The following is a 21,703-nucleotide window of genomic DNA, read 5'->3' on the forward strand; positions in this document are numbered from 1 at the left end:
GATTGCGTCTCTACATGTACAGGTTCTCGAGGTTGTCGCGGTCCAGGTGCCAGGTCGAGGGGTTGGCTTCGATGTACTGGCGAATGCGATCCAGTTCGTCGGTGTTCCGGATGACCCGGTCGTAATAACGAGGTTGCCAATCGAAGGGAATCTTGTTTCGGGTGGCAAAGGTCTTGACGCCTGATTTAAAACCCCGGACTATGGAAGCCAGATTCTGGCGTTGTGGCCCGAACGTGTTCGGTTGCCAATCAGTGTAATCGGGTTTGCAGATCCACAAAACGCCGTGTACGTGATTCGGCATGAGCTGAAACGCATCCAGCAGTACGTAGGGGTGATAGTGGGTGATAGCCAGCCAACCCTCAATAACCCGCTGCCCCAGCAGCGTCGGTTCTACGACGCATTCGCCCGCTGGGTCAACCCTGACTTCGCCCAGGCAACAGGCTCTGTCGCGGGTGCAAACGGTGATGAAATACATACCGTTCGACCCATAATCGTAGCTGGCCAGGCGAGTTGACTCGATCCGGTATCGTCCGCCAAACAGATTTTCCTGCATCGTTTATAGCTACAGACGGTATCCGACAAATTGGGTAACGCCCTGGTAGAAACGCGATCGCCCGGCGGCCCGGCCCTTGCGTCTCACTCGCGTCAGCAACAATTTTGCGTCAGCAATATCAACATCCTTTACCGCGTGCTAACGGCAAGGGGTTGCTGACGCACAGGAGACGCAAGGGGTTGCTGACGCACAGGAGACGCAAGGGGTTGCTGACGCACAGGAGACGCAAGGGGTTGCTGACGCATAGGAGACGCAAGGGGTTGCGTCTCTACGGGAGGGGCAGGACGTAATACTGGCAGTCGAAAGACTGGCCGAACTCGTGGATGCGTTTCTGGTAGGTGGGCTGAAATCCGTGGCGCTCATAAAAACGCAGGAGGGCGGGGCGGGTGGCATCGGTTTCGAGCTGAATCTCGTGGATGTTGCGGGCCAGGCACTGCGACCGGCAAAAGTCCAGTATAGCCGCGAACAGATCCTGACCCGCAAACTGGCGTCGGATGGCCAGCTTATGAATGAAACCCGCCGTATGGTCGGGTACATCTGGGTAGTAGAGCGGGTCTTTCCATTGCAGGATAAACGTGGCCGCCGGTATTTGGTCGACGTAAAGAACGCAACAATTATCCCGTGTATACTCATCGACTAGGTTGTCTATAGTCAGCGTGTCTAACTGCCACATTTCCTGCCCCGTATCGATGATCCACTGGCCCACTTCGTGCAGGATGGCGAGAAAATCGTCAAGTCGGTCGTTGCGAAAGGTAATGGTCATAGTTGCAAGTTAACGGCACTTTTTGTTGGTTGCCATATGGTTGATTATAACTCCAGGGACTGGCTTCATGCCATCTTTTCGATGCATAGGGGCGATACGGCCCGGAAGCTGGGCCCTACACTCCTTGGTATGCTGGTGTACTGCAGCGCGGTAGCCTACTTTATCATCGAATATGTTCATCCCGGTCCCGAGTCCGATCTGAAGAACATAGCGATCATGCATTCGCTGCTGGGATTCGTGATCTCGACCCTGCTGGTGTTCCGTACCAACACCGCCTACGACCGCTGGTGGGAAGGGCGTAAGGCCTGGGGCAGCCTGACCAACAACTCGCGGAACCTGGCCATTAAACTAGCGCATATCCTGGCCGAGCATGCAGAAGACCGACTCTTTTTTAAGGTTATGATTCCGAACTACGCCTATGCGCTGAAGAACCACCTGCGTGGTGTGGCGCAACCCGCCGAGTGGGAAGCCTGCCCTGGCTTTGACCCGGCTACGGTCGACCCGAAGCGGCACCAGCCTAACCAGATCGCGACCCGGCTTTTCGGCAAAATGGACGAACTCTACCAGCGGGGTGTGTTACGCCCCGAACACCTGCTGGTGCTGAATGCCGAATTTCAGTCGTTTACCGACATCTGCGGTATCTGCGAACGAATTCATACGACGCCGATTCCGTACTCGTACTCCTCGTTCCTGAAGAAATTTGTCGCCTTATACTGCCTTACGCTTCCCATCGGCTACGTGCTGTCGCTGCATTACTGGGTCATCCCGGTCGTGCTAATCGTTTTTTACGTACTGACCAGTCTGGAACTGATCGCCGAAGAGATTGAAGACCCCTTTGGTACCGATGACAACGACCTGCCCACCGACCGGATGTCGGCCAATATTCGGCAGGCCGTTCGTGATTTGCTCTAAACAACAGCCCGGTCACTTGATCGATACCACTTCGCTCAGACTCGACACCCCGTTTTCGTTGAACGACTCGATCGCAAAGTAGTAGGGAACCCCTACGTTCAGCGCCCGCAGCTCGAAGGTGCCCGGCGCGTCGTTCCAGAACTGGTAGGTCTGGTAAAGTTTATCGGGGGCAATACCCCAGCGGATGTTGTAGCCGGTAGCGCCGGGCACTTTTTTCCAGCTCAGGTCGGCGTTGCGCTGGTCGGTCTGGCGTTTGGCCGTCAGGGTCGTTGGGGCGGGTGCTTTTCCCAGTCCGTTGCCAAATACCCGAAACGCGTTAATGCTCAGGTGCTTGCCGGCGGTATATACGTGCTCGTACCGTACGTAGCGCGCCCGAACCGGCTTGCCGTCTGCCCGGGCAGGAATCTCTACATAGGCGCAGGCGTGATCTTTTTTCGGCTCTTTGGTCAGATCAGCCACCACCTCGAACGTCTTCCCATCGGTCGAGGTCAGAATCCGGAACTGGGTGTAGACCGTCGAGTCAGAGTCGAAAATGGCGAGTTTGTAGTCGAAATAGTTGACCTGTACGGCCCGGATGTCATGCTCCGCTCCGAGGTCGGTTGTCAGCGTTTCGCCCGCGCGGTTGTGGCCGGCCACCCAGAACGTGCGGGGATTTTCGTCGGCTACGCGATCAACGCTGACCGTATCGGCCGGACCGGTAGCGAGCGTAGACGAGGCCGTAACGGGTTTTTTGTAATTGAGCAGCATCCAGCCCGTAAACAGGTCTTCGCGACCTGGCCCCGATCGGGTATCCAGTTTTTTAGTGGGCAGGAAGTGCGGGTAGTCGCCGAAGCGGGTATCGGCATAGAGCTGATCGTCCTTGTCGAAGCCCGCCGGATTCATCACGATCCGGCGTTCCATGCCCCAGTTGACCCCAATCCAGGTAGTTCCGGTATTCCAGTAGTTGCCATACACATCCTGAAAGGTGTTTCCGTGCCCACAGCCCGTGGCGAACCCCCCCGGTTTGTAGGCAATGGGGTTATACGGCGCGTACTCGAATGGGCCCAGCGGACTTTTACCTACGTAAGTACCGTTGCCGTAGACGTTGTATTCGGTGCCGGGAGCGCCGTATTGTAAGTAGTATTTACCGTTGTGTTTGGTCATCCAGGCCCCTTCAACGAAGGGCTTGAACGGGTCGGAGTGGTTCGGACCAAAGCGTTCCCAGCCGTGTTTGTACGGGTCGAGCCAAAGCATCGCCTTGTAGGCCTCGGCCGGGTTGTTTCCGGCGTAGGTCAGGTTGCGGCTCTTGTCCAACTCGGCGCCGAAGAGCGGATAAACGTTCGAGGATCCCCAGTACATATACCACTTGTCGGTATCCTCGTCATGGAAAAGAGCCGGGTCCCAGGGACCGATGTCTTTGGGCAGGCGTGGTAACCAGCGGTTGTAGAATTTTAGCTTCCCTTTCTCGGGCTCGGTCGAAATAAAGATGGGCCGCTGCTCGAAGGTGCTTTGGAACAGATAAAGCGTATCGCGTACCGACAGCGCTGCGGGCGCGCACATATCTTCCATCGGCCACTTGTCGGGAACCACGTATTGCCAGTTCGAGAGATCTTTAGAGTGCCACCAGCCGCCCTGAATCGTGACAAACAGGTAGTATTCGCCCTTGTGGTTGATGATGACCGGATCAGCGCCCGAGCGGTACGATATTCGTTCGTTCAGCTGTTCGAAATTGTACCGGTAGCTGATATCCATTGGATTACAGTAGGTACGCGCCGATGAGCCAACGGGCCGGCTGGCTGGCAACTGGGCTACCGACGGGCCCAGACTGACTATCACGATAAGCAGACATAAGAAAAGAGTACGCATACGGCCAGGGTTGTTTTAGGGCGTTAAAGATAGACGTCCTGCTGATAGCGTCAAACGGTTATTCCGACGGGTATCGTATTATTGCAGTAGCAATAGGGTAGTCTACAGTAGTCCCATCAATAGAGTTTTATGCTGGCTCAAACGCCCCAACCTCCTTATTACGCCGTCATTTTCAGCTCGCTCCGGACCAGCGAGACCGACGGATACGGCGATACAGCAACTCGTATGGTTGAGTTAGCTCACGAACAGCCGGGTTTCCTGGGTGTCGAGTCGGCCCGGCAGGGGGTAGGCATCACGGTCTCGTACTGGGATAGCCTGGATGCAATTCGTCAGTGGAAGCAGCATGCCGAACACCGCCTGGCCCAGCAGCAGGGTCGCCAGCGCTGGTATGAATCCTTCACGGTTCGGATTTGCCGGGTAGAACAGGCGTATGCATTCGATCGTCTATGAACCTTTTTTGTGTAACACTGTTACGGGATAAATATGTCACGGAAAGCGGAGTACCAGGAGTCGCTAAAACAGGATATTCTTCATCAAACGTTAACATTGGCCAGCGAGGAAGGGTGGCCGGGGGTTTCGACGCGGAAGATTGCGGATCGGCTTCAGACCAGTACCACGGCTATTTACCATTATTTTGGCGGTAAAGATGCTATTCTGGCCGAGTTGCAGCGGGAAGGATTTCGCCAGTTGGCTGCTGCTCAGGAAGCGGCTCTGGTTACCCGTGACGGAAAACCAAAGAAACAGCTGAAAGCCGTGTCGCTGGCCATGTTACGGTTTGCGAAGGAGAACCCGGAGCGGTACGCTTTGATGTTCAATCTCAACGGGGCTGTTTGCCATGGTGATGCGTCAGAAGAAGCGTTGGTGATCATGCGGCAGGTTCAGTCGGTCGTAGAGCAGCTTACCGCCGATAACGTAGAGTCAGTACTCATGCACTGGTTTGCCATGATGCAGGGCTTTGTGGCCCTGGCTCTGCACGATTGCCACGCTGATCGATTTGAACAGCTTGTCGACGAGGCCGTGAGCCGATTTATAAAAGGTTTGTAGCCTTTTATTTTTTGCCTAATTTAAAACAGTGTTATGAAAAATATCGATGATATAGAATAGTTGTAGTGGAGCTCTGACCCCTGACTACCCTTGCGTCGATAGTCGGTTGCCCTTGTACCAGAATATCCAAATCCAGTATCCATCTCAAACCAGTCTGTCCTATGGAATCTCAAGTAAATCTCTCTATTCGTGTACGAAAAGTTCTGTATCCGGCCCTGGCAGCTGGCCTGGTTGCGGCTGCGATCAACGCAGTTCTGTTCTGGGTTGGCTCGGCAACGGGAGCTGTTCCGGCTGATCTGATTATTCCGAATGCCGGGCAGCCGCTTACCATCGTGCCGGTCATTATCAGCTCTATACTACCGGCTTTGGTGGCCGGACTCGTCTTTTTTCTGCTGATTCGGTTTACCCGAAACCCGCTCCGGATTTTTAACTGGGTAGCTGCTATCGTTCTGATCCTGTCGTTTTCCTCGCCGTTCACGATCCCCAACGTGCCGGCTGGTATGGCAGTCGTACTGGAGCTGATGCATGTCGTTGTGGCCGGGTCAGTACTAATTGCGTTCAATAAATACGTAAAACAGTAGATCGCGTTGCCCGGCTACAGCCCTATACCATTGGCGACCTGCTGTTCCAGAAATTCAAGGAGCGGACGTTCGAACGGCGCAATGGCCTTGTAGGTCAGCATATCGCGGGGCGTTGTGCGAAGGGTGTTGAGCATCCGTCGGGCCCGATCGTATCGAAACGCTTCGCGGGCGAGCAGATTCTGGTAGGTATGAATACCGAACAGGATGGCTCCCGAGCGGGGCAGTCTCGTAAATGTCTGCCGCTCTACCCGGATAAACAGCTGATCGCCAATGGTATCGGCCGCCATATCGGGCGCGCGCTGGCTGAGGTCGTCGTTGTAAGACGCCGAATACCGGGTCGAGAGATCCAGCTGGTCGGTAATCTTGAAATTCCAGCTGGCCCGCCAGACGGGGCGGTGGGTTGGGATGCGTTCCAGGAGTTTCTGAGCCGCCTGCAAGGTTGGTTGTACCGCGTCCGGGGCGGGTTTGTGAATACCCAGAAACGTTTGTCCGAACTTATCATCGAGGCACCAGCCGTTCGGGAAACAGAGCTGACCCGCTACCAGCGCGGCCCCTTCTTCGGCGCTCAGAATCAGCAGGTCTTCCTGTACCTGACGGCCTACCCAGTCGAGGGGGGCCAGCGGCAGCGTGTCGGGCTGACCAAAGGTGAAGTGCTGGTCTTCGTTCAGGAGGTAGTTTTGCCAGTGCCAGTCCGGGCCGTTTTGCGTGAGGGAGAAGTGATTCGGGTAATGCGTGGCGGCCTCGGTCAGGAGTCGTTCCAGCACATCCCACTGCGCCGGCTCGGTACCGGGCCGCGCCTGAAAGTAATACTGATGATCCTGGGTGAGTAGCACTCGTTTTCGGGCAATTTCGGTTGGGTAGTGTTCATCTACTTCAACCAGGGTTTCGTCGGGTCGCAGGAGAGCCGTACCCATACGATGGTCAAATTCATTGCCGAAAGGAAAGTAAGGTAGCATATACTCAGCCAGTTGGTCCGATAGGCTAAACTAACTGACTGACATCTCTTTCCCTATACTATATGGCAAATGGCCTATTTTTTAGAAATAAATACTACTAATCCATGAATTAGCCATATTTTATTAGGATGTCTACGCTTCGATTAGCTTAGTTGGTTCTTCCGCTGCGTCGGACGGTAGCCGGGACGCGGGTTTTTGGCCGGACTGATGGATCGAGAAATTTGGTAGTGTCTCGCTTTAAATTATGATTAGCTATGCTATTTTTGAAAAGTTGTAGATAACTGATAGAGACCTGTTAACATTACGGGACTTATACAACAATAAAATAGGTTACTTTGCATGGGATAATGTAAATTAAATATCAATGATAAAGTATGTATTTCTAGTCTGGGTTTGCCTGTTGAAATTTACAAGTGTATCAGCCCAGGAACGTTTTGTTAATAAAGCCTACAGTTTTTCAATGCTCAAACCAGCGGATTGGATAGAACGACAAAATACGGAGTTCATCAATAACATTAAACGCTATGAAATAGGTAGTAAAACACTTAACGATATCATCAAACAAAATCAAAACTCAGTAGCTCTAACCTCTTATTACAAGTACAATCCCCAAGCTCATGCCGGGCTAATTCCAACTATCAATGTCTTAGTAAGGCAAAACCCGATTAAGAACTTTGATGATTTCATGTCCGTAATTACGCAGAGCGCAAATGGAATGAAGCAGATTTTCAAAGACATGGAGTACATCAAAAGACCTGAAGAAAAGGTAATAGACGGTGTTAAATCTGTCTATTTTGTCACCAAGTTTACTATGAAATTGGCTGATGGTACTCCAATCAAGGTAAGAAATAGAAATTATGCTATACCAAGAGAAGGGCATTTTTTTCAGATAAACTTCATTGATGGATCTGACTCTGAAGACTGTAGTATTGAGTATGACAAATTAGAAAAGTCGATTAAGCTGAAGGATATTCAGTAAGGAGGAAATTGGATAATTCTTAGATAGGAATCTATTTAATACACACTTAACTTCAATGTTTATTCTCTTTACATATTGTTATTTATAACACTTGTTCGAATAAAAGACAATTTACAAACTATCTGATCAATTGCACTTTGAGTAGAAAAGAGATTGAAATTTAAATCGAGACACTACCAGAAATTTAGATTTGTTTTTGAACGCGGACGTGTGGTCGCTTGGTTAGGAGGGCAAACGTCTTTTGTATGCGTGCCATTCAATTTGCTCAGACCGGCGGACCAGACGTATTGACACTGGTCGATCTGCCGACACCGACACCTGGTCCCGGCGAAGCGCTGATCCGGCTGACGGCTATTGGGATCAACTACATCGATACCTACCACCGCACGGGTCTGTATCCGGTGCCGCTACCCTATGTACCCGGTTCGGAAGGGGCGGGGGTGATCGAGGCCGTCGGCGAAGGCGTAACGGACTTGTCGGTCGGGCAGCGGGTGGCCTACAGCATGGGCCCCGGTTCGTATGCCGAATATGTGGTCGTTCCGGCCGATAGGCTCGTTCCCGTACCGGATGAGATTACCGATCAGCAGGCCGCGGCTGTGCTCCTGCAGGGCATGACGGCGCATTACCTGGCCTTTACGACCTACCCGATCCGGCCGGGCGATACGGTGCTGGTACATGCGGGTGCCGGGGGCGTTGGCCTGTTGCTGACCCAGATTGCCCGGATGCGGGGCGCCCGCGTCATCACGACCGTATCGACTGAAGAAAAAGCCGAACTCTCGCGCCAGAACGGAGCCGACGAAGTTATCTTATATACCCAGACCGACTTCACTGCCGAAGTACGTCGGTTAACGGGCGGGCAGGGCGTTCATGTGGTCTACGACTCGGTCGGGAAATCGACTTTTGAAGGCAGCCTCGATAGTTTACGACCGCTGGGTACCATGGTATCGTTCGGGAACGCCAGCGGGGCCGTGCCACCGTTTGCGCCCGCTATCCTGAATACAAAAGGGTCGCTGATGTTTACCCGTCCCGCGCTGGGCCATTATATTCTTACCCGCGCGGCCCTGCTCGAACGGGCTACTGCCGTGCTGAACTGGGTGCGTTCGGGCCAGCTGAACGTACGTATTCAGCCACCCTACGCCCTGGCCGATGCCGCGCAGGCGCACCGAGATCTGGAGGGACGAGGCACCACCGGAAAGCTGCTGCTGCTGCCGTAAGGTTACAACCAACGGGCTCACCGGGTATGGCCAGACGGGTTGAAACCGGGGCGCTTGATGAGCCAAAACCAATTGTTTTAACTAATTAGAAAAGCCAATGATTGCTCAGGAAACGAAAATGCAGGTAGAGATCTGGTCAGATGTGATGTGCCCGTTCTGCTACATCGGCAAGCGGAAATTTGAAGCGGCCCTGGACCAGTTTGCTGATCGGGATTCGGTAGAAGTTGTCTGGAAAAGTTTTCAGCTCGACCCCGATCAGCCGACGCTTCCCGACAAAACGATTTACGAATACCTGGCCGAACGCAAGGGGATGTCGGTCGCGCAGGCCCGCCAAATGACGGCCCACGTCACCGACGTAGCCAGCCAGGTTGGGCTTACCTTCCACTTCGATCAATCAGTTACGGCCAACTCGTTCGATGCGCACCGATTGCTGCACCTGGCCAAACAGCATGGCCGTCAGAACGAAGCCGAAGAGCGGCTATTTGCGGCTTATTTCACCGAGGGACGGAACATTGCCGATCGGTCTACCCTAATCGAGTTAGGCCAGACCATCGGCCTTGATCCCGCCGAGGTGCGTTCAGTTCTGGAAAGCGACCAGCACACCGATGCCGTTCGGCACGACATCTACGAAGCCCGGCAGTTTGGCGTGCAGGGCGTGCCGTTTTTTGTCTTCGACCGGAAGTATGCCGTGTCGGGCGCGCAGCCAAGTCAAACGTTTCTGGAGGCTATCAAAACCTCTTTTGGCGAGTGGAAACGGGAAGCGGGCGCGTCGGCCCTGGAGGTGGCGCAGGGCCAGACCTGCACACCCGATGGCGAATGTCAGTAAATCGATTGGTTATTTGCGTTGGTTGTGAACGCTTTAACCCCGGCAGGTTCGGGTATTTGATGGCACAAACATCGTGCATCAGCAGGTAATCGGGTCGTGACCGGGACTGGCAATGGCTTCGGTTTCCAGTGTAGCGTGGCTGATGTTCTGATGCAGCAGCCGATGCCGGGCCTCTTCTTTCAGGGTAACGATCTGTATATCGTTGAGGTCCGGTTCCAGAACCAGATGGGCGGTGAGGGCGTTTTCGGTCGTGCTCATCGCCCATACGTGTACATGATGAACCGCATTGATACCCGGCACCGTCTGTAGGTCGCGAACCACCTCGGCCAGATCGATCCCTGCCGGTACCCCGTCCAGCGAGAGTCGCAGACTTTCGGTCAGTAGACGCCAGGTCGAGAGCAGAATGACCCCGGCTACGCTAATACCAATGACTGGATCGAGCCAGACCCAGCCCGTATAGCTGATCAGTACCCCCGCCACCACGACCCCCGCCGATACCAGCGCGTCGGCCAGCAGGTGCAGGTAAGCCCCCCGAACGTTCAGATCGTGATCTTTATCCCGAAAAAATAACAGCGCCGATACCGTATTGACCACAATGCCGACGCCCGCCACCCAGGCGACCGGTCCGCCCGCCACCGGTTCGGGCCGATAGAAACGGCCAATACTCTCCCAGAGAATAGCACCGATCGTTACGAGCAGAATGACGGCGTTACCGAGCGATGCCAGCACCGTACTTTTCCGGAACCCGTAAGTGAAGTTGGTCGAGGTGCGCACCCGCGCCAGCCGAAACGCCAGCAGCGAGAGCAGTAACCCGGCTACGTCGCTGAGGTTATGACCCGCATCGGCAATGAGCGCTACCGAGTTATAATAAACCCCCAGGCTAAATTCAACAATGACATAGACGGTATTGAGCACTGCGCCGACAATCAGCGCCCGGTTCACGTGCGTCAGCGTAACCGGCCCGTGCGAATGCCCCGCATGGCTATGATCATGCGCTGGCCCGTGAGCGTGTGTGTGTGGCATACCGAAATAACCACTTCAGATCGGGAATAGTCAAAATTATTTATGCAACGTTGTTGCATTTAAGGAGTTCAACATTACTTTTGCCTGACTATGAGCACGACAAAAGAAATACAGGGAGCTGTCAGCCAGCCAATACGGGCCGATCAGCGGTTGCCGGTCACGGTACTGAGCGGCTTTCTGGGAGCGGGAAAAACTACGTTGCTGAACCACGTTTTGCGCAATAAGCAGGGATTGCGGGTGGCAGTCATCGTGAACGACATGAGCGAGATCAACGTTGATGCCGAGCTGGTCAGGCAGGAGGGCGGACTGTCGCGTACGGAAGAGAAGCTGGTCGAGCTATCGAACGGCTGTATTTGCTGCACACTGCGCGAAGACCTCATCGTTGAGGTTGAAAAGCTGGCCCGCGAAGGCCGGTTCGATTACCTGATCATCGAATCGTCGGGTATTTCGGAGCCGCTGCCGGTGGCTCAGACGTTTACTTTCCAGTCGGCCGATGGGGACACGGGTGGGGTAGACCTGTCTCGGTTCGCGCGGCTCGATACGCTGGTTACGGTGGTCGATGCGCTCAACTTCCCCAAGGATTTCGGCAGTATCGACACGGTACATAGCCGGGCGCTCAACGAAGACGCCAGCGACACGCGTACCATCGTGAACCTGCTGACCGATCAGATTGAATTTGCCGATGTGCTGGTTCTAAACAAAACGGACCTGCTCAGCCGGCAGCAAACCGGTGAGCTGAAAGCCATACTGCGTACGCTCAATCCCGGAGCCAGGCTGGTCGAGAGTCAGTTCAGTCGCGTCGATCTGACCGAGGTGCTCAACACCCGCCGTTTCGATTTCGACGTCGTTTCGCAGTCGGCCGGCTGGATTCAGGAGTTGCAGAACCAGCAGGCCGGAAAAGCACACAAGCCTGAAACCGAGGAGTACGGCATTTCATCGTTCGTGTTTCGCGACCGGCGGCCATTTCATCCCGCCCGCTTCTGGAACTATCTGAGTGAAAATTTTCCGGCCGGTATTCTTCGTAGCAAGGGACTATTCTGGCTGGCGTCGCGCCCGGCCGACGCGCTGAATTTCAGTCAGGCCGGGGGCAGTCTGCGGGCCGAAGCGGCTGGCGTCTGGTGGGCCTCAATGCCGTTTCAGCAGCGGGTGCGTTACGGGTCGTTTCTGGACAATCAGCCGCAGATCGAAGCACGCTGGCACAAGCGGTTTGGCGATCGGCAAAACGAGCTGGTCATTATAGGGCAGGATCTGGACCAGCCGCAGATTACCGCCGAGCTAAACGACTGCCTCTGTACCGAACTGGAGTTGAAACATATGGAATCGGGTGGCGCTTTCCGCGATCCGTTCCCGGTCTGGGAATAAGCCGGTGAGGAACGGATAGCGGTACCGGCTCGGCATTCTCGTTGCGGGTGGGTGAGTGGCTGAAGGCTTCACAGATGATTGGGTACTTTTTGATAGTCAAGCACTCCCCACCCGCCAGAATACCTGATTATTTGTAGGACACAATTCGCACCGGACCCAGCAGACCCGAGGGTTCGGCCGACCAGCGGCTGGCATCGAAGGGTCGATACCGAATGTCGACGATGTTGATATCGTGGAATTTCTTCCAGCCGGGTTGCTGCCGGTCGTATAGACGCATGTAGTTGGCCGACAGGTTGGTTACGTCGATGTCGAGTCGGTTGCGGCCCTGCTGCAGCTGCCCGGCCGGTATGGTCAGTCGAAACGGTAAGCACCAGGCCGTACCGAGTGGCTTGCCGTTGAGCCGGACGGCGGCTACCTCGCGTACCGAACCCAGGTCCAGTTCATAAACAGCCGCCGGGTCTATACGGGCCGCCAGGTCGAACGTGGTTTCGTACCGAACGGTGCCCCAGAAGTAACCGGCCGAATCGGCCAGGGTTGTCCAGGAGGTCAGCTCTGGAATCTGTCGGCTGAGGTTGAGCGTTGGCTGGCCGGTCATAAACGTCAGTTGCCAGGGCCCACCGATCGGCAGCGCGACCGACTGACCGGGCCCGACCGACGCAACGGTTGGCGACCGATCGGGCCGGGGGGCGGCTGGCGATACGGTCAGAAAGCACGACTGCCCCGGTTCCAGCCGGAGCCAGACCGAGCGGGTCGACGGCGAACGCCGGTCGGGCAGGGTAGTATACTGATTCGTCAGCGGGTCGTAGCGACTGACCGGGCCGCCCGGAGCCGCCAGGGTTATCCAGCCGGCCCGAAACTGATTTCCCAGATTTGTTATAAAATACTGAACACTGTCGCCCTGCCGCTTGCGGATGAATGACAAGCCCCGGTTGGCCCAGGCTTCGCGCCGAATACCGATGGTGTTGAGTGTGGCCAGCACGTCCCGGCTGATCGAAACGACCGGTAGCCGACGCAGGCCTGCGCCCAGCTGACGGAGGGTCTGTGAGCGCGCCTGATGCTGATAGAAACCGGGTACCTGCTCGGGTAAGCCACCCTCAAAGATGATCCGAACGCCCTGTCGGGCCAGCCGGTCGAGCTGGGCCATTGTTGTTTCGGGCAGGTACGTACAGCGCGGAATAACAACCACACGGTAGCTGGCGTTGCCCGCCAGAATACGGCCCTGCCGGTTGGTTTTCAGGGTGCTCAGCAGCTGATCCGATACGTAGTCGAAGGCATAGCCACGCTGGCGCAGGCTGTCGCACAACTGCCCGAAGGGCAGGGGCAGCAGCCAGCGGTCAACGTGGTGAACCTCGAGCATATGCAGCCCCCCAGCTGATCGGGCGCGGGTAGCCCACAGGTCGTGCATGGGGAAATAAACCAGCAGGTCGTTATCAGGGCGCGATGCCTGCAGGCGGCTCTGACAGCGGTCGATGTACTGATTCAGCAACGGAAGCTGTGGCCAGAAGTGCGACGACGGTCCGTAGTTGGTCGACGCATAAAACAACCAGCCCGGCCAGGAGAGGCCCGGCCAGGAGAGGCCTGGCCAGGATTGGTCCGGCCCGGAAAGGCCCGGCCCGGAAAGGCTGGCGGGTGAATAGGTGGTGCCGTGGTAAAAAATATGGTTGATGCCAGCCGTAAACAACTCATCGACCTGCGGCTTGATCTGCGACAGACTCACCTTGAAATGGTCGGCCAGCCAGGTGCCGGTTTCGGAGCTGACGAGCGGTTTGCCGGTCAGGTTGGCGGCCGACGACGCAAATTTCATGGCCAGCGGGTGGGGCGTTCCGAACCGATCGATTTCGTAGTTCTCGTCAACCCGGAGCCCCGGAATCGGGAAGCGGCTACTCCCGAACGATTCGGTTTCCGGAATACTGGCCAGCGCGTAGAGATCGATCAGGTTACCCGGCGACCCGTGGGCCTGGTAGCGCGTCTGGTACCCTCGCTGCGTCGCCCAGCGGGTCCAGGTGCCGACCGACGCATCGCGCAGCAGCTCGGCTAGTGTTTGCTGATAATCCTGCCGGACGCGTCCGCCATCGGTACTGGTGCTGTCGAGGAAGGCCGTCAGCTGGCTGCTGAGATCGTAGCCCCGGCGCTGGCGGAATTCAGTGGGGAAATCGGTTGTCCAGTTGGCCCCGTAGGCTTCGTACGAATCGTTATACACGGCGCGGGGCTGGGTTGGCAGGGTCGCCAGGGTAGAATCGAACCGGCGCAGGTACTGCTGCATGGCTGATTGACTGAACGGATCGAGAACGGGTCCCTCGCCCCCTGGCGCGGCCCGCTTAACCTGCTGCCGGGTGGGCTTACTAACCAGCTGCCCTGCCTGCAGCTGCCATTGCCGGGCCGCCATGTCGGGCATTACATTCGGGCCACCGAAGGGCCAGCCGGTTCCGGTTGTCAGGTCAACCCCCAGGCCCTGCCGGTTGGCTTCGCGGACGGTATGCGCAAAAACGCGTAGCCAGCGCGGACTCAGAAACGGAATCGACTGCGCTTCGTAGCCTCGTACGCCATAGATCGGGATGATATGAACACCCCCCAGTCCAGCTTTGGCAAACTCGTCGAGTTGCCACGAAATATCAGCTTCGTTGACGGCGCTACCCATCCACCACCAGTACGTCCAGGGTCGGGTTGTGGAGGGACGTACGGACTGGGCCAGCGTTGGTAAGTGCAGGAAGGCCAGCCACAGGTAAGTCAGGATCCGCAGGAAGTGGGTGAGAAATTTCATTACCAGGTTCAAGACTAGGTACAACTGAAAATACTCAACAACTGTTGACGGAGACAGCCGGAAATTCTATTTTTAAAAGATTTGTTTCATCGTTTTATATCGGCTTGTACCTTTGCGCTGGTCATGAAAAATGCGCTGATCTACCTGCTGCTTGTTGCTACGCTGCTGCCTTCGGTCAGCCAGTGGGGTGTCATTGCGTATTACCATGCCAACAAAGACTACATTGCCCGTGTTCTGTGCGAAAACCGCGACAAGCCTCAGCTTCACTGCGATGGCAAATGCTTTCTGGCCAAACGGCTGAAGGCGTCGCAGGAGCGGCAGGATAAAGAAACGACGGAGCGCGTGCAGAATCTGCCCACACTGCAGTTGTTCTGGAATGACGTAATTTCGTTCCGGTTCGCGCCAGTGCTGACGGATATTCAGGCCGACTCTCGTTTCGGTTATACGCTGGGTACGTACATGATTAGCCTGGCTCCTCTCTTCCATCCCCCCCGCCTTGTAGGCTGATTTTCTCCGGGTAATGAAAAGGTTTTCAGATGTATACGTCGCTGAATGAGCGGTATCCTATATCTGTACCCTTTCCTGCCCCCCTGGGCTAGCTGCCCGTACTTACCAGGTCATAGTTTGCCGCTGATCGTTTGAGCTGGCAATCTGGCTTCTGGTCTGTTTCCATTTACTTTTTCTTTATTACAACATCTTGTTTACCAATGATTAACAAATCATTTACTCAGGTGCTGGGCACCCTGTTGGTGGTTGGCGTTTTGATGGTTTCGTGCTCCAAAGAAAGCGTAGATGCCATCGATCCCAATGTTAAGAACAGTGTTACATTCGAATTCGAAAACCGGGTCGGCGATCAGAAACTGGTGCTGAACACACCTGCCTATAAAAACGCTTCGGGAGAGACCTTTGCCGTTACCAGGCTCAACTATTTTGTCAGCAACATCACGCTGAAGAACGAAAACGGTACGGTGCTGAAATTCCCCAATCAGTACTTTCTGGTAAAACAAACCGATCCCAACTCGCAGAAAATCACGCTAAAGGATGTTCCGTCCGGTAATTATACCGAACTCTCGTACATGATTGGGGTCGATAGCCTGAAGAGCATTTCGCCCGTGGCCGAACGCACTGGTGTGCTCGATCCAACCAGCTATGGCGACGACGGTATGTACTGGTCGTGGAACTCGGGGTACATCTTCATGAAACTGGAAGGGACATCTACCGCGATTCCGACAACCACCAGCCCCGGTCAGGCATTTGCCATTCACGTGGGCGGCTACGGCGGAGGCTGGAATGGGGCGGCCAAAACGGCCAACAACCTGCGTACGGTCACCGTACCGATGCCTGCTCCCGCTACGGTACGCAGCAATATTGCGCCTGTTGTACATGTGTTTACCGATGCACTGAAAATCTTCGATGGCTCGACCAGGATCAGCCTGGCCAAAACAGCTGCGATTCACAGCCCGGCGGTTGCTGGTCCGGTAGCTGACAACTACAAGACCATGTTTCAGGTCGATCACGTCCATAACGAAAAACAGTAATGCCGAAGCCCCGGCCTGCGCAGGCCGGGGCTTCACAACGGTTCCGTAAGTATGTCAAAAAGCCTATTTGTGCTGAGCGCGCTGACGGTTGGTTGTCTGTGGCTGGCCGCTTGTCAGACAACCGAGACCGATGCTCAACCCGACGTTCTGTTTAAGCAGCCGGCCAACTTTCCGCAACCAGTATATGCACTGGACCAGAATCAGCCTACCAGCGCGGGCTTTAAGCTGGGACGTGCGTTGTTTTACGATACCATGCTCTCGCGCGACGGTTCAATTGCCTGTGCCGAGTGCCACAACCAGGCTTATGCGTTCACCCATCATCAGCACGATGTTAGTCATGGGATTGACAATCGGGTGGGAACCCGCAACTCGCAGCCCATCCAGAACCTGGCCTGGAGTACCAGTTTTTTCTGGGATGGTGGCGTACATGATCTGGATTTGGTACCGATTGCACCCATCGAGAACCCGGTCGAGATGGATGAGCGATCGACAAACGTTATCAATAAACTTCGCAAGAGTACCAAATATCCGGCCATGTTTAAAGCTGCTTTTGGTACGGACGAAATAAATGGCCCCCGGTTTCTGCAGGCCCTGTCGCAGTTTATGCTTACGCTGGTGTCGGGTAATTCCCGATACGATAAATGGGTGCGGAAGGAGCCAGGTGGTACGCTCACCAGCGATGAGCAGGCGGGCCTAACGACGTTTCGGGCCAAATGCAGCGGTTGCCATGCTGGTGAACTGTTCACCGACAACAGCTTCCGCAACAACGGTCTATTTATTCAGGGTAGCAAAGACCTGGGCCGAGCCCACGTAACCGAACTGCCGCAGGACCGTTACACGTTTAAAGTGCCCAGCCTACGAAATGTAGAGAAAACGCTGCCGTATATGCACGATGGCCGCTTTTACTCGCTCGAAGCGGTGCTCGATCATTACGCCGAAAATGTGCAGCTGACCGAAAACCTCGATCCACTCCTGCAAAAAAATAGCCGCCCGGGAATCGCCTTATCGGCCGATGAAAAGCGGCAGATTATCGCGTTTCTGAAAACACTGACCGACGACCAGTTTCTGCGGGATTCGCGCTTCGTTGAACCCTAAAAGTAGACAGTTATGAAACAATGTGTGCTTGTTTTTTTGGTCGTTTGCCTCGCTTCTCCTGTGCTGGCCTGCGATTTGTGTGGTTGCAGCAACAGCGGTTCTTTCTTTGGTATTCTGCCACAGGGACACCGGGGGTTTGCTGGGGTTCGTTATCGCTACGGCTCCTACAACTCGCACCTGACCAGCCTCAATCTGAGCAGCCGTGAGACGTTCCGCACCACCGAGCTGTGGGGGCGCTTTTATCCGCTGAAACGGGTGCAGGTGCTGGCGTTTGTACCGTATCAGTTTAACGAACAAACCCTGCTCAAGACCGGACAGACCATTCCGTTGCGGGGCCTGGGCGATGTGTCGGCGCTGGTGCAGTATAATCTGCTGAACACGTTTATGGACAACGACAAAAATTACCTTGTCAACCACAACCTGCTGGTAGGTGGTGGCGTTAAACTGCCCACAGGCCGCTATCAATACGACGAAAACAGCCTGACCGAAGTGGCCAATGCCAACTTCCAGCTCGGTACGGGCAGTACGGACTGGATGGCCAGTGCCATTTATACAGCCCGCTACAAAAACTGGGGTGCCAACGCCGATGTTACCTACCGGCTCACCGGGACCAATTCAATGGGTTACGAGTTCGGTAACCGACTCACAACCAGTTTATCTTTGTTTTATCTGGCAGGGGGAGACAATCGATCCATTATGCCTAATGTGGGGCTTTTTGTGGAGCAGGCCGGTCATGATACCAGCAAGGGTATTGTAAATAAACAAACCGGCGGCTACGCAACTCACCTGAGTCTGGGGACAGAAGTTTATTTAAAAAAGGTTTCGATTGGGGTCAGCTACCGGCACCCTGTTGCCCAGAACCTGTCGGAAGGCGAATTGCGGGCGAACGACCAGTTGAGTACGCACGTAACGTTTTTGTTTTAACCGCCCAGGCTGCCTGTCCGGTAGCGCTGCCGGTGAGAAATGCCGGGCTGCTGGCTTATGAGCAGAAAAGGGCAGGGTAAAAATTGGGTAGATCGCCGTTAAATTGATCCTGAATGGGTCAAATCTGGCTACACAACGGGTAGGTAAATTAGAATGAATGGGCTCAAACAAGCCTGAATCAAGTATCAACAGTAAACACCCGGAAACTACCGGGCAAACCCCTTCACATATGCGACTCATACACCTGATCTGGATCGGTACTTTGCTGACCACAGCTGCCTGTCAGCCGGCCCAAAAAAGCGATGACCACGCCGGCCATGCCGATCATGCTCATTCGTCCGAAACAGCCGCTGCTGGTCCGGTGGCAAAAAAAGAACAGGAAATCCTTGCCGTTCATGACAGCCTGATGGCTGAGATGAGTGACCTGATGCGGCTGAAAAAGGCGGTTTCGGCCAAAGCCGCAGCGCCGGCTGCCAGCAGGCAGGGCACCGAAATCAGCCGACGGCTCGGCGAGGCCGACGATGCGATGATGACCTGGATGAACCAGTACAACGGCGACACGCTCGGTAAACTCGACCAGACGAAAGCACTCGACTACCTGAGCGATCAGCAAAACAAAGTCAACCAGGTACGCGATCAGATGCGCCGGAGTATGGCCGACGCCAACGCCTTCCTGGGCAAGCAACCGTAAAAACAGGCGCGGTTATGTGGTCATAACCGCGCCTGTACTCCTAAAAAAGCCTGAACCGGACTAACGATTTTACGGAACAGTTCGTTACTCTTTTACCATAAACCAATGACCCGATGTTCCGACGACTGCCGCCCATTGTTCAGTTCATCTACGTCAGCATGATCGGTATCTGTCTGGGAACAGCAGCTGGGCTGGTGAATGAATTTCTCCAGCAGCCATTCAGCGTAACCAATGCCGTTGTGTGGCTCTTTCTGTTGCTGGTCAGCGCGGGTATTGTAACGCTCATCACCCTATATAGTCGGAACCGACTTAACTAATTGATGACACTATGTACCGTTCACTTCTGTATGTATTTCTTACCGGCCTGGGCCTGACGGCTGGCTTACTGGCCTGCGATACGCCCGACCCCGAAGCGGTTACGGGTACGTTCGTGATTCAGCTGGATAACGTGGCGGGTAACCAGAACCTCCAGCTCAACACGGGTACCTACCGCAACGCGCTGGGTGAGTCGTTTACGCCAACGGCGTTCAATTACTTCGTCAGCAACATCCGGCTGATACGGACCAACGGCGCTGACTACGTGGTGCCGCAGGACAGCAGCTACTTTCTGGTACGGGAAACCGACCCGGCCAGCCAGCGGATCACCCTCAAAAATGTGCCCTACGGCGATTACAAAGGGGTTTCGTTCGTACTGGGTGTCGATAGCCTGCGGAGTACCATGGACATCAGCCGCCGAACGGGCGCGCTAGATCCCGGCAGCGATCATACCGGCGCGAACGGGATGTACTGGTCCTGGAATTCGGGCTATATCTTCATGAAGCTGGAAGGCACCTCGCCCAGCGCCCCCGTCGATGCTACGGGCAGCAACACCTTTCGGTACCACATCGGGTTCTTCGGTGGGCGCGATACCCGCACCATCAACAACCTGAAAACGATACCGGTCCTGTTCGGTACCGACGTGGCGCAGGTCGATGCGGAGAAGGTGCCAACGGTGCTGCTGCAGGCCGATGTGCTCAAAATCTTTGATGGACCAACCCTGCTCAGTATAAAGGCCAATCCGGAAGTGATGATATCGCCTTTTTCGAGCAGCATTGCGAACAACTACGCACAAATGTTCGCTTACCGGGGTAAAACAACGGCTACGTTAAACTAAGACTATGCAGCGCTGGCAAATTTTCGGAGTATGGATCAGTATCGTCCTGTTCGGGGCGGTGGTGTCGTGCCAGCCGGGCGGGTCCGACCCTACTACCGATCCGGAACCAACTGGGCCCAAACCCATTGAATACCAGACCACACCCTACCCCTGGAAAAAGCCGGCCAACTTCCCCGAACCAACCTACGCGTTCGCCAAAAATCCGCTGACGCTGGAGGGCGTCGCCCTGGGCCGGGCTTTATTCTATGACGATATGCTGTCGGTGAACGGGACGGTCAGCTGCGCGTTCTGCCACCAGCAGGGGGCTGCTTTTGCCCATACCGACCACGCCCTGAGCCACGGCATCAACGACAAAATTGGCACCCGGAACAACCTGGGGCTACAGAACATGGCGTTCTACAAGGCCTTTTTCTGGGATGGGGGCGTCCAGGATCTGGATCTGCTGCCCATCGCACCGATCGAAAATCCGGTCGAGATGGGCCATTCGATGCCGGCTCTGCTGAACGCGGTGCGGCAGTCGCCCCGGTACCGCCCCATGTTCCTGGCTGCTTTCGGAACCGACTCCATCACGACCGACCGGTTTCTGAAGGCGCTATCGCAGTTCATGCTCACGATGGTATCGGCCAACAGTCGCTATGATAAGTACGTCCGCAACGAGGCTGGGGGGCGGCTATCGACCGACGAACTGGCCGGGCTTACGCTGTTCAAACAGAAATGCAGCACCTGCCACGCGGGTGAGTTATTTACCGACCAGTCGTACCGCAACAACGGGCTGAGCCGGGCTACTAACAAAGACGAAGGCCGGTCGCTGATTACGCTCCGACCCGAAGATCGGTTTACGTTCCGGGTGCCCAGCCTGCGTAATGTGGAGCGAACAAGTCCTTACATGCACGACGGCCGGTTCTGGACGCTCGAAGAGGTGATGAATCACTACAGTACCAACATGCAGGATGTGCCCGAACTTGACCCGGCGTTGCGGATAAACGGCAGACCGGGGGTGCCGCTGACCGACACGGAGAAAAAGCAGCTGGTGGCCTTCCTGCGGACGCTAACCGATACGGACTACATAGCCGACCGGCGGCTCAGCGCTCCCAACTAGTGAGCGTGGTTCAGCCGATGCTGACGAATGTTGATGAGGTGGCTGATGACCAGACCCGCCGAGGCTGCGTAGCCTACGTATTCAAAGATCTCGTTAACGTCTTCGAGCATAATACCCGTAGCAAACAGCAGCAGAAAACCCCAGAGCGCCCGTTTGGTAGCGGGTTGTACATGGTGCCGGGTGGCGAAGAAAACAGCCATGATGTTGACGCCGATAAAGACGTAATCCAGACTCAGATAACCAACCCGAAGCTGCTCGTCCTGAAACACGGCGGTTGTCATCAAAAGCACGGGGGTTACTAAACAGTGGATGATACACAGCACCGAGCCGGTGATGCCGATGTAGTCGGCTTTGCTGGATAACAGATCTGTCTTCATAAGCAGG

23 protein-coding genes are annotated in these 21,703 nt (G+C 55.3%); 16 read left to right on the top strand and 7 right to left on the bottom strand.

Going from position 1 to position 21,703, the window contains the following annotated elements:
* Positions 1-10: 10 nt before the first annotated feature.
* Both FBR45_RS03310 and FBR45_RS03315 read right to left on the bottom strand, forming a co-directional pair.
* A complete protein-coding gene (locus FBR45_RS03310; RefSeq protein WP_138499298.1) occupies positions 11-553 on the bottom strand; it encodes a transposase in 543 nt (180 codons plus the stop codon).
* 268 nt (positions 554-821) lie between these two features.
* Positions 822-1,316 (bottom strand): GNAT family N-acetyltransferase, encoded by a 495-nt coding sequence (locus FBR45_RS03315; protein WP_138499300.1) that lies wholly within the window; start codon positions 1,314-1,316, stop codon positions 822-824.
* 36 nt (positions 1,317-1,352) lie between these two features.
* On the opposite strand from FBR45_RS03315, the gene FBR45_RS03320 reads away from it, so the two are divergent.
* Positions 1,353-2,228: a bestrophin family protein gene (locus FBR45_RS03320; RefSeq protein WP_138499302.1), complete on the top strand. Its 876-nt coding sequence runs from the start codon at positions 1,353-1,355 to the stop codon at positions 2,226-2,228.
* A gap of 12 nt (positions 2,229-2,240) precedes the next feature.
* Here the strand turns inward: FBR45_RS03320 and FBR45_RS03325 are convergent, their stop codons facing one another.
* Positions 2,241-4,073, bottom strand: coding sequence for a family 43 glycosylhydrolase (locus FBR45_RS03325; RefSeq protein ID WP_138499304.1), 1,833 nt, complete (start codon positions 4,071-4,073; stop codon positions 2,241-2,243).
* A 129-nt stretch (positions 4,074-4,202) separates the two neighbouring features.
* Here FBR45_RS03325 and FBR45_RS03330 point away from each other — a divergent pair, with 129 nt between their 5' ends.
* The 3 genes from FBR45_RS03330 (at position 4,203) to FBR45_RS03340 (ending at position 5,698) form a co-directional block, all read left to right on the top strand.
* On the top strand, positions 4,203-4,523 hold the full coding sequence (locus FBR45_RS03330; protein WP_138499306.1) for an antibiotic biosynthesis monooxygenase family protein: 321 nt from the start codon (positions 4,203-4,205) through the stop codon (positions 4,521-4,523).
* Positions 4,524-4,556: 33 nt separating this feature from the next.
* Positions 4,557-5,117, top strand: a complete 561-nt coding sequence (locus tag FBR45_RS03335) for a TetR/AcrR family transcriptional regulator (protein WP_138499308.1) — start codon at positions 4,557-4,559, stop codon at positions 5,115-5,117.
* 161 nt (positions 5,118-5,278) lie between these two features.
* Positions 5,279-5,698 carry a DUF6069 family protein gene (locus FBR45_RS03340; RefSeq protein WP_138499310.1) on the top strand — a complete coding sequence of 140 codons (420 nt, stop codon included), beginning with the start codon at positions 5,279-5,281 and terminating at the stop codon, positions 5,696-5,698.
* Between the two features lie 14 nt (positions 5,699-5,712).
* Here FBR45_RS03340 and FBR45_RS03345 read toward each other — a convergent pair whose 3' ends face one another.
* Complete coding sequence (locus FBR45_RS03345; RefSeq protein ID WP_138499312.1) at positions 5,713-6,654, bottom strand: heme-dependent oxidative N-demethylase family protein; 942 nt, start codon at positions 6,652-6,654, stop codon at positions 5,713-5,715.
* Positions 6,655-7,018: 364 nt separating this feature from the next.
* Between FBR45_RS03345 and FBR45_RS03350 the strand changes: the two genes are divergently transcribed.
* The 3 genes from FBR45_RS03350 to FBR45_RS03360 all read left to right on the top strand — a co-directional run bounded on the left by FBR45_RS03350 (position 7,019) and on the right by FBR45_RS03360 (position 9,673).
* The gene (locus tag FBR45_RS03350; RefSeq protein WP_138499314.1) at positions 7,019-7,633 is read left to right on the top strand and encodes a hypothetical protein; all 615 of its coding nucleotides are present in this window, start codon (positions 7,019-7,021) and stop codon (positions 7,631-7,633) included.
* A 245-nt stretch (positions 7,634-7,878) separates the two neighbouring features.
* On the top strand, positions 7,879-8,847 hold the full coding sequence (locus tag FBR45_RS03355) for a quinone oxidoreductase family protein (RefSeq protein ID WP_138499316.1): 969 nt from the start codon (positions 7,879-7,881) through the stop codon (positions 8,845-8,847).
* Between the two features lie 97 nt (positions 8,848-8,944).
* Positions 8,945-9,673, top strand: coding sequence for a DsbA family oxidoreductase (locus tag FBR45_RS03360; RefSeq protein ID WP_246082093.1), 729 nt, complete (start codon positions 8,945-8,947; stop codon positions 9,671-9,673).
* Between the two features lie 78 nt (positions 9,674-9,751).
* Here FBR45_RS03360 and FBR45_RS03365 read toward each other — a convergent pair whose 3' ends face one another.
* Positions 9,752-10,696, bottom strand: a complete 945-nt coding sequence (locus tag FBR45_RS03365) for a cation diffusion facilitator family transporter (RefSeq protein WP_138499318.1) — start codon at positions 10,694-10,696, stop codon at positions 9,752-9,754.
* A 90-nt stretch (positions 10,697-10,786) separates the two neighbouring features.
* On the opposite strand from FBR45_RS03365, the gene FBR45_RS03370 reads away from it, so the two are divergent.
* Positions 10,787-12,058, top strand: coding sequence for a GTP-binding protein (locus FBR45_RS03370; protein ID WP_138499320.1), 1,272 nt, complete (start codon positions 10,787-10,789; stop codon positions 12,056-12,058).
* 127 nt (positions 12,059-12,185) lie between these two features.
* Here FBR45_RS03370 and FBR45_RS03375 read toward each other — a convergent pair whose 3' ends face one another.
* Positions 12,186-14,819 (bottom strand): glycosyl hydrolase, encoded by a 2,634-nt coding sequence (locus FBR45_RS03375; RefSeq protein ID WP_138499322.1) that lies wholly within the window; start codon positions 14,817-14,819, stop codon positions 12,186-12,188.
* A 123-nt stretch (positions 14,820-14,942) separates the two neighbouring features.
* Here FBR45_RS03375 and FBR45_RS03380 point away from each other — a divergent pair, with 123 nt between their 5' ends.
* The 8 genes from FBR45_RS03380 (at position 14,943) to FBR45_RS03415 (ending at position 21,319) form a co-directional block, all read left to right on the top strand.
* Positions 14,943-15,326: a hypothetical protein gene (locus FBR45_RS03380; protein ID WP_138499324.1), complete on the top strand. Its 384-nt coding sequence runs from the start codon at positions 14,943-14,945 to the stop codon at positions 15,324-15,326.
* Positions 15,327-15,526: 200 nt separating this feature from the next.
* Positions 15,527-16,357 (top strand): MbnP family protein, encoded by an 831-nt coding sequence (locus FBR45_RS03385; protein WP_138499326.1) that lies wholly within the window; start codon positions 15,527-15,529, stop codon positions 16,355-16,357.
* Between the two features lie 51 nt (positions 16,358-16,408).
* Positions 16,409-17,452 (top strand): cytochrome-c peroxidase, encoded by a 1,044-nt coding sequence (locus FBR45_RS03390; RefSeq protein ID WP_138499328.1) that lies wholly within the window; start codon positions 16,409-16,411, stop codon positions 17,450-17,452.
* 12 nt (positions 17,453-17,464) lie between these two features.
* Positions 17,465-18,376 (top strand): hypothetical protein, encoded by a 912-nt coding sequence (locus tag FBR45_RS03395; protein ID WP_138499330.1) that lies wholly within the window; start codon positions 17,465-17,467, stop codon positions 18,374-18,376.
* 229 nt (positions 18,377-18,605) lie between these two features.
* Entirely contained in the window at positions 18,606-19,067 is a 462-nt protein-coding gene (locus FBR45_RS03400; RefSeq protein WP_138499332.1) for a hypothetical protein, read from the top strand.
* Positions 19,068-19,180: 113 nt separating this feature from the next.
* A complete protein-coding gene (locus FBR45_RS03405) occupies positions 19,181-19,384 on the top strand; it encodes a hypothetical protein (protein WP_138499334.1) in 204 nt (67 codons plus the stop codon).
* A gap of 11 nt (positions 19,385-19,395) precedes the next feature.
* On the top strand, positions 19,396-20,220 hold the full coding sequence (locus FBR45_RS03410) for an MbnP family protein (protein ID WP_138499336.1): 825 nt from the start codon (positions 19,396-19,398) through the stop codon (positions 20,218-20,220).
* Between the two features lie 4 nt (positions 20,221-20,224).
* Positions 20,225-21,319: a cytochrome-c peroxidase gene (locus FBR45_RS03415; protein ID WP_138499338.1), complete on the top strand. Its 1,095-nt coding sequence runs from the start codon at positions 20,225-20,227 to the stop codon at positions 21,317-21,319.
* On the opposite strand, the gene FBR45_RS03420 is transcribed toward FBR45_RS03415, so the two are convergent.
* Entirely contained in the window at positions 21,316-21,696 is a 381-nt protein-coding gene (locus tag FBR45_RS03420; RefSeq protein ID WP_138499340.1) for a MerC domain-containing protein, read from the bottom strand. The two genes, FBR45_RS03415 and FBR45_RS03420, sit on opposite strands and share 4 nt — an antisense overlap.
* Positions 21,697-21,703 lie beyond the last annotated feature (7 nt).

Source organism: Spirosoma lacussanchae (assembly GCF_005870035.1).
Lineage (GTDB): Bacteria > Bacteroidota > Bacteroidia > Cytophagales > Spirosomataceae > Spirosoma > Spirosoma lacussanchae.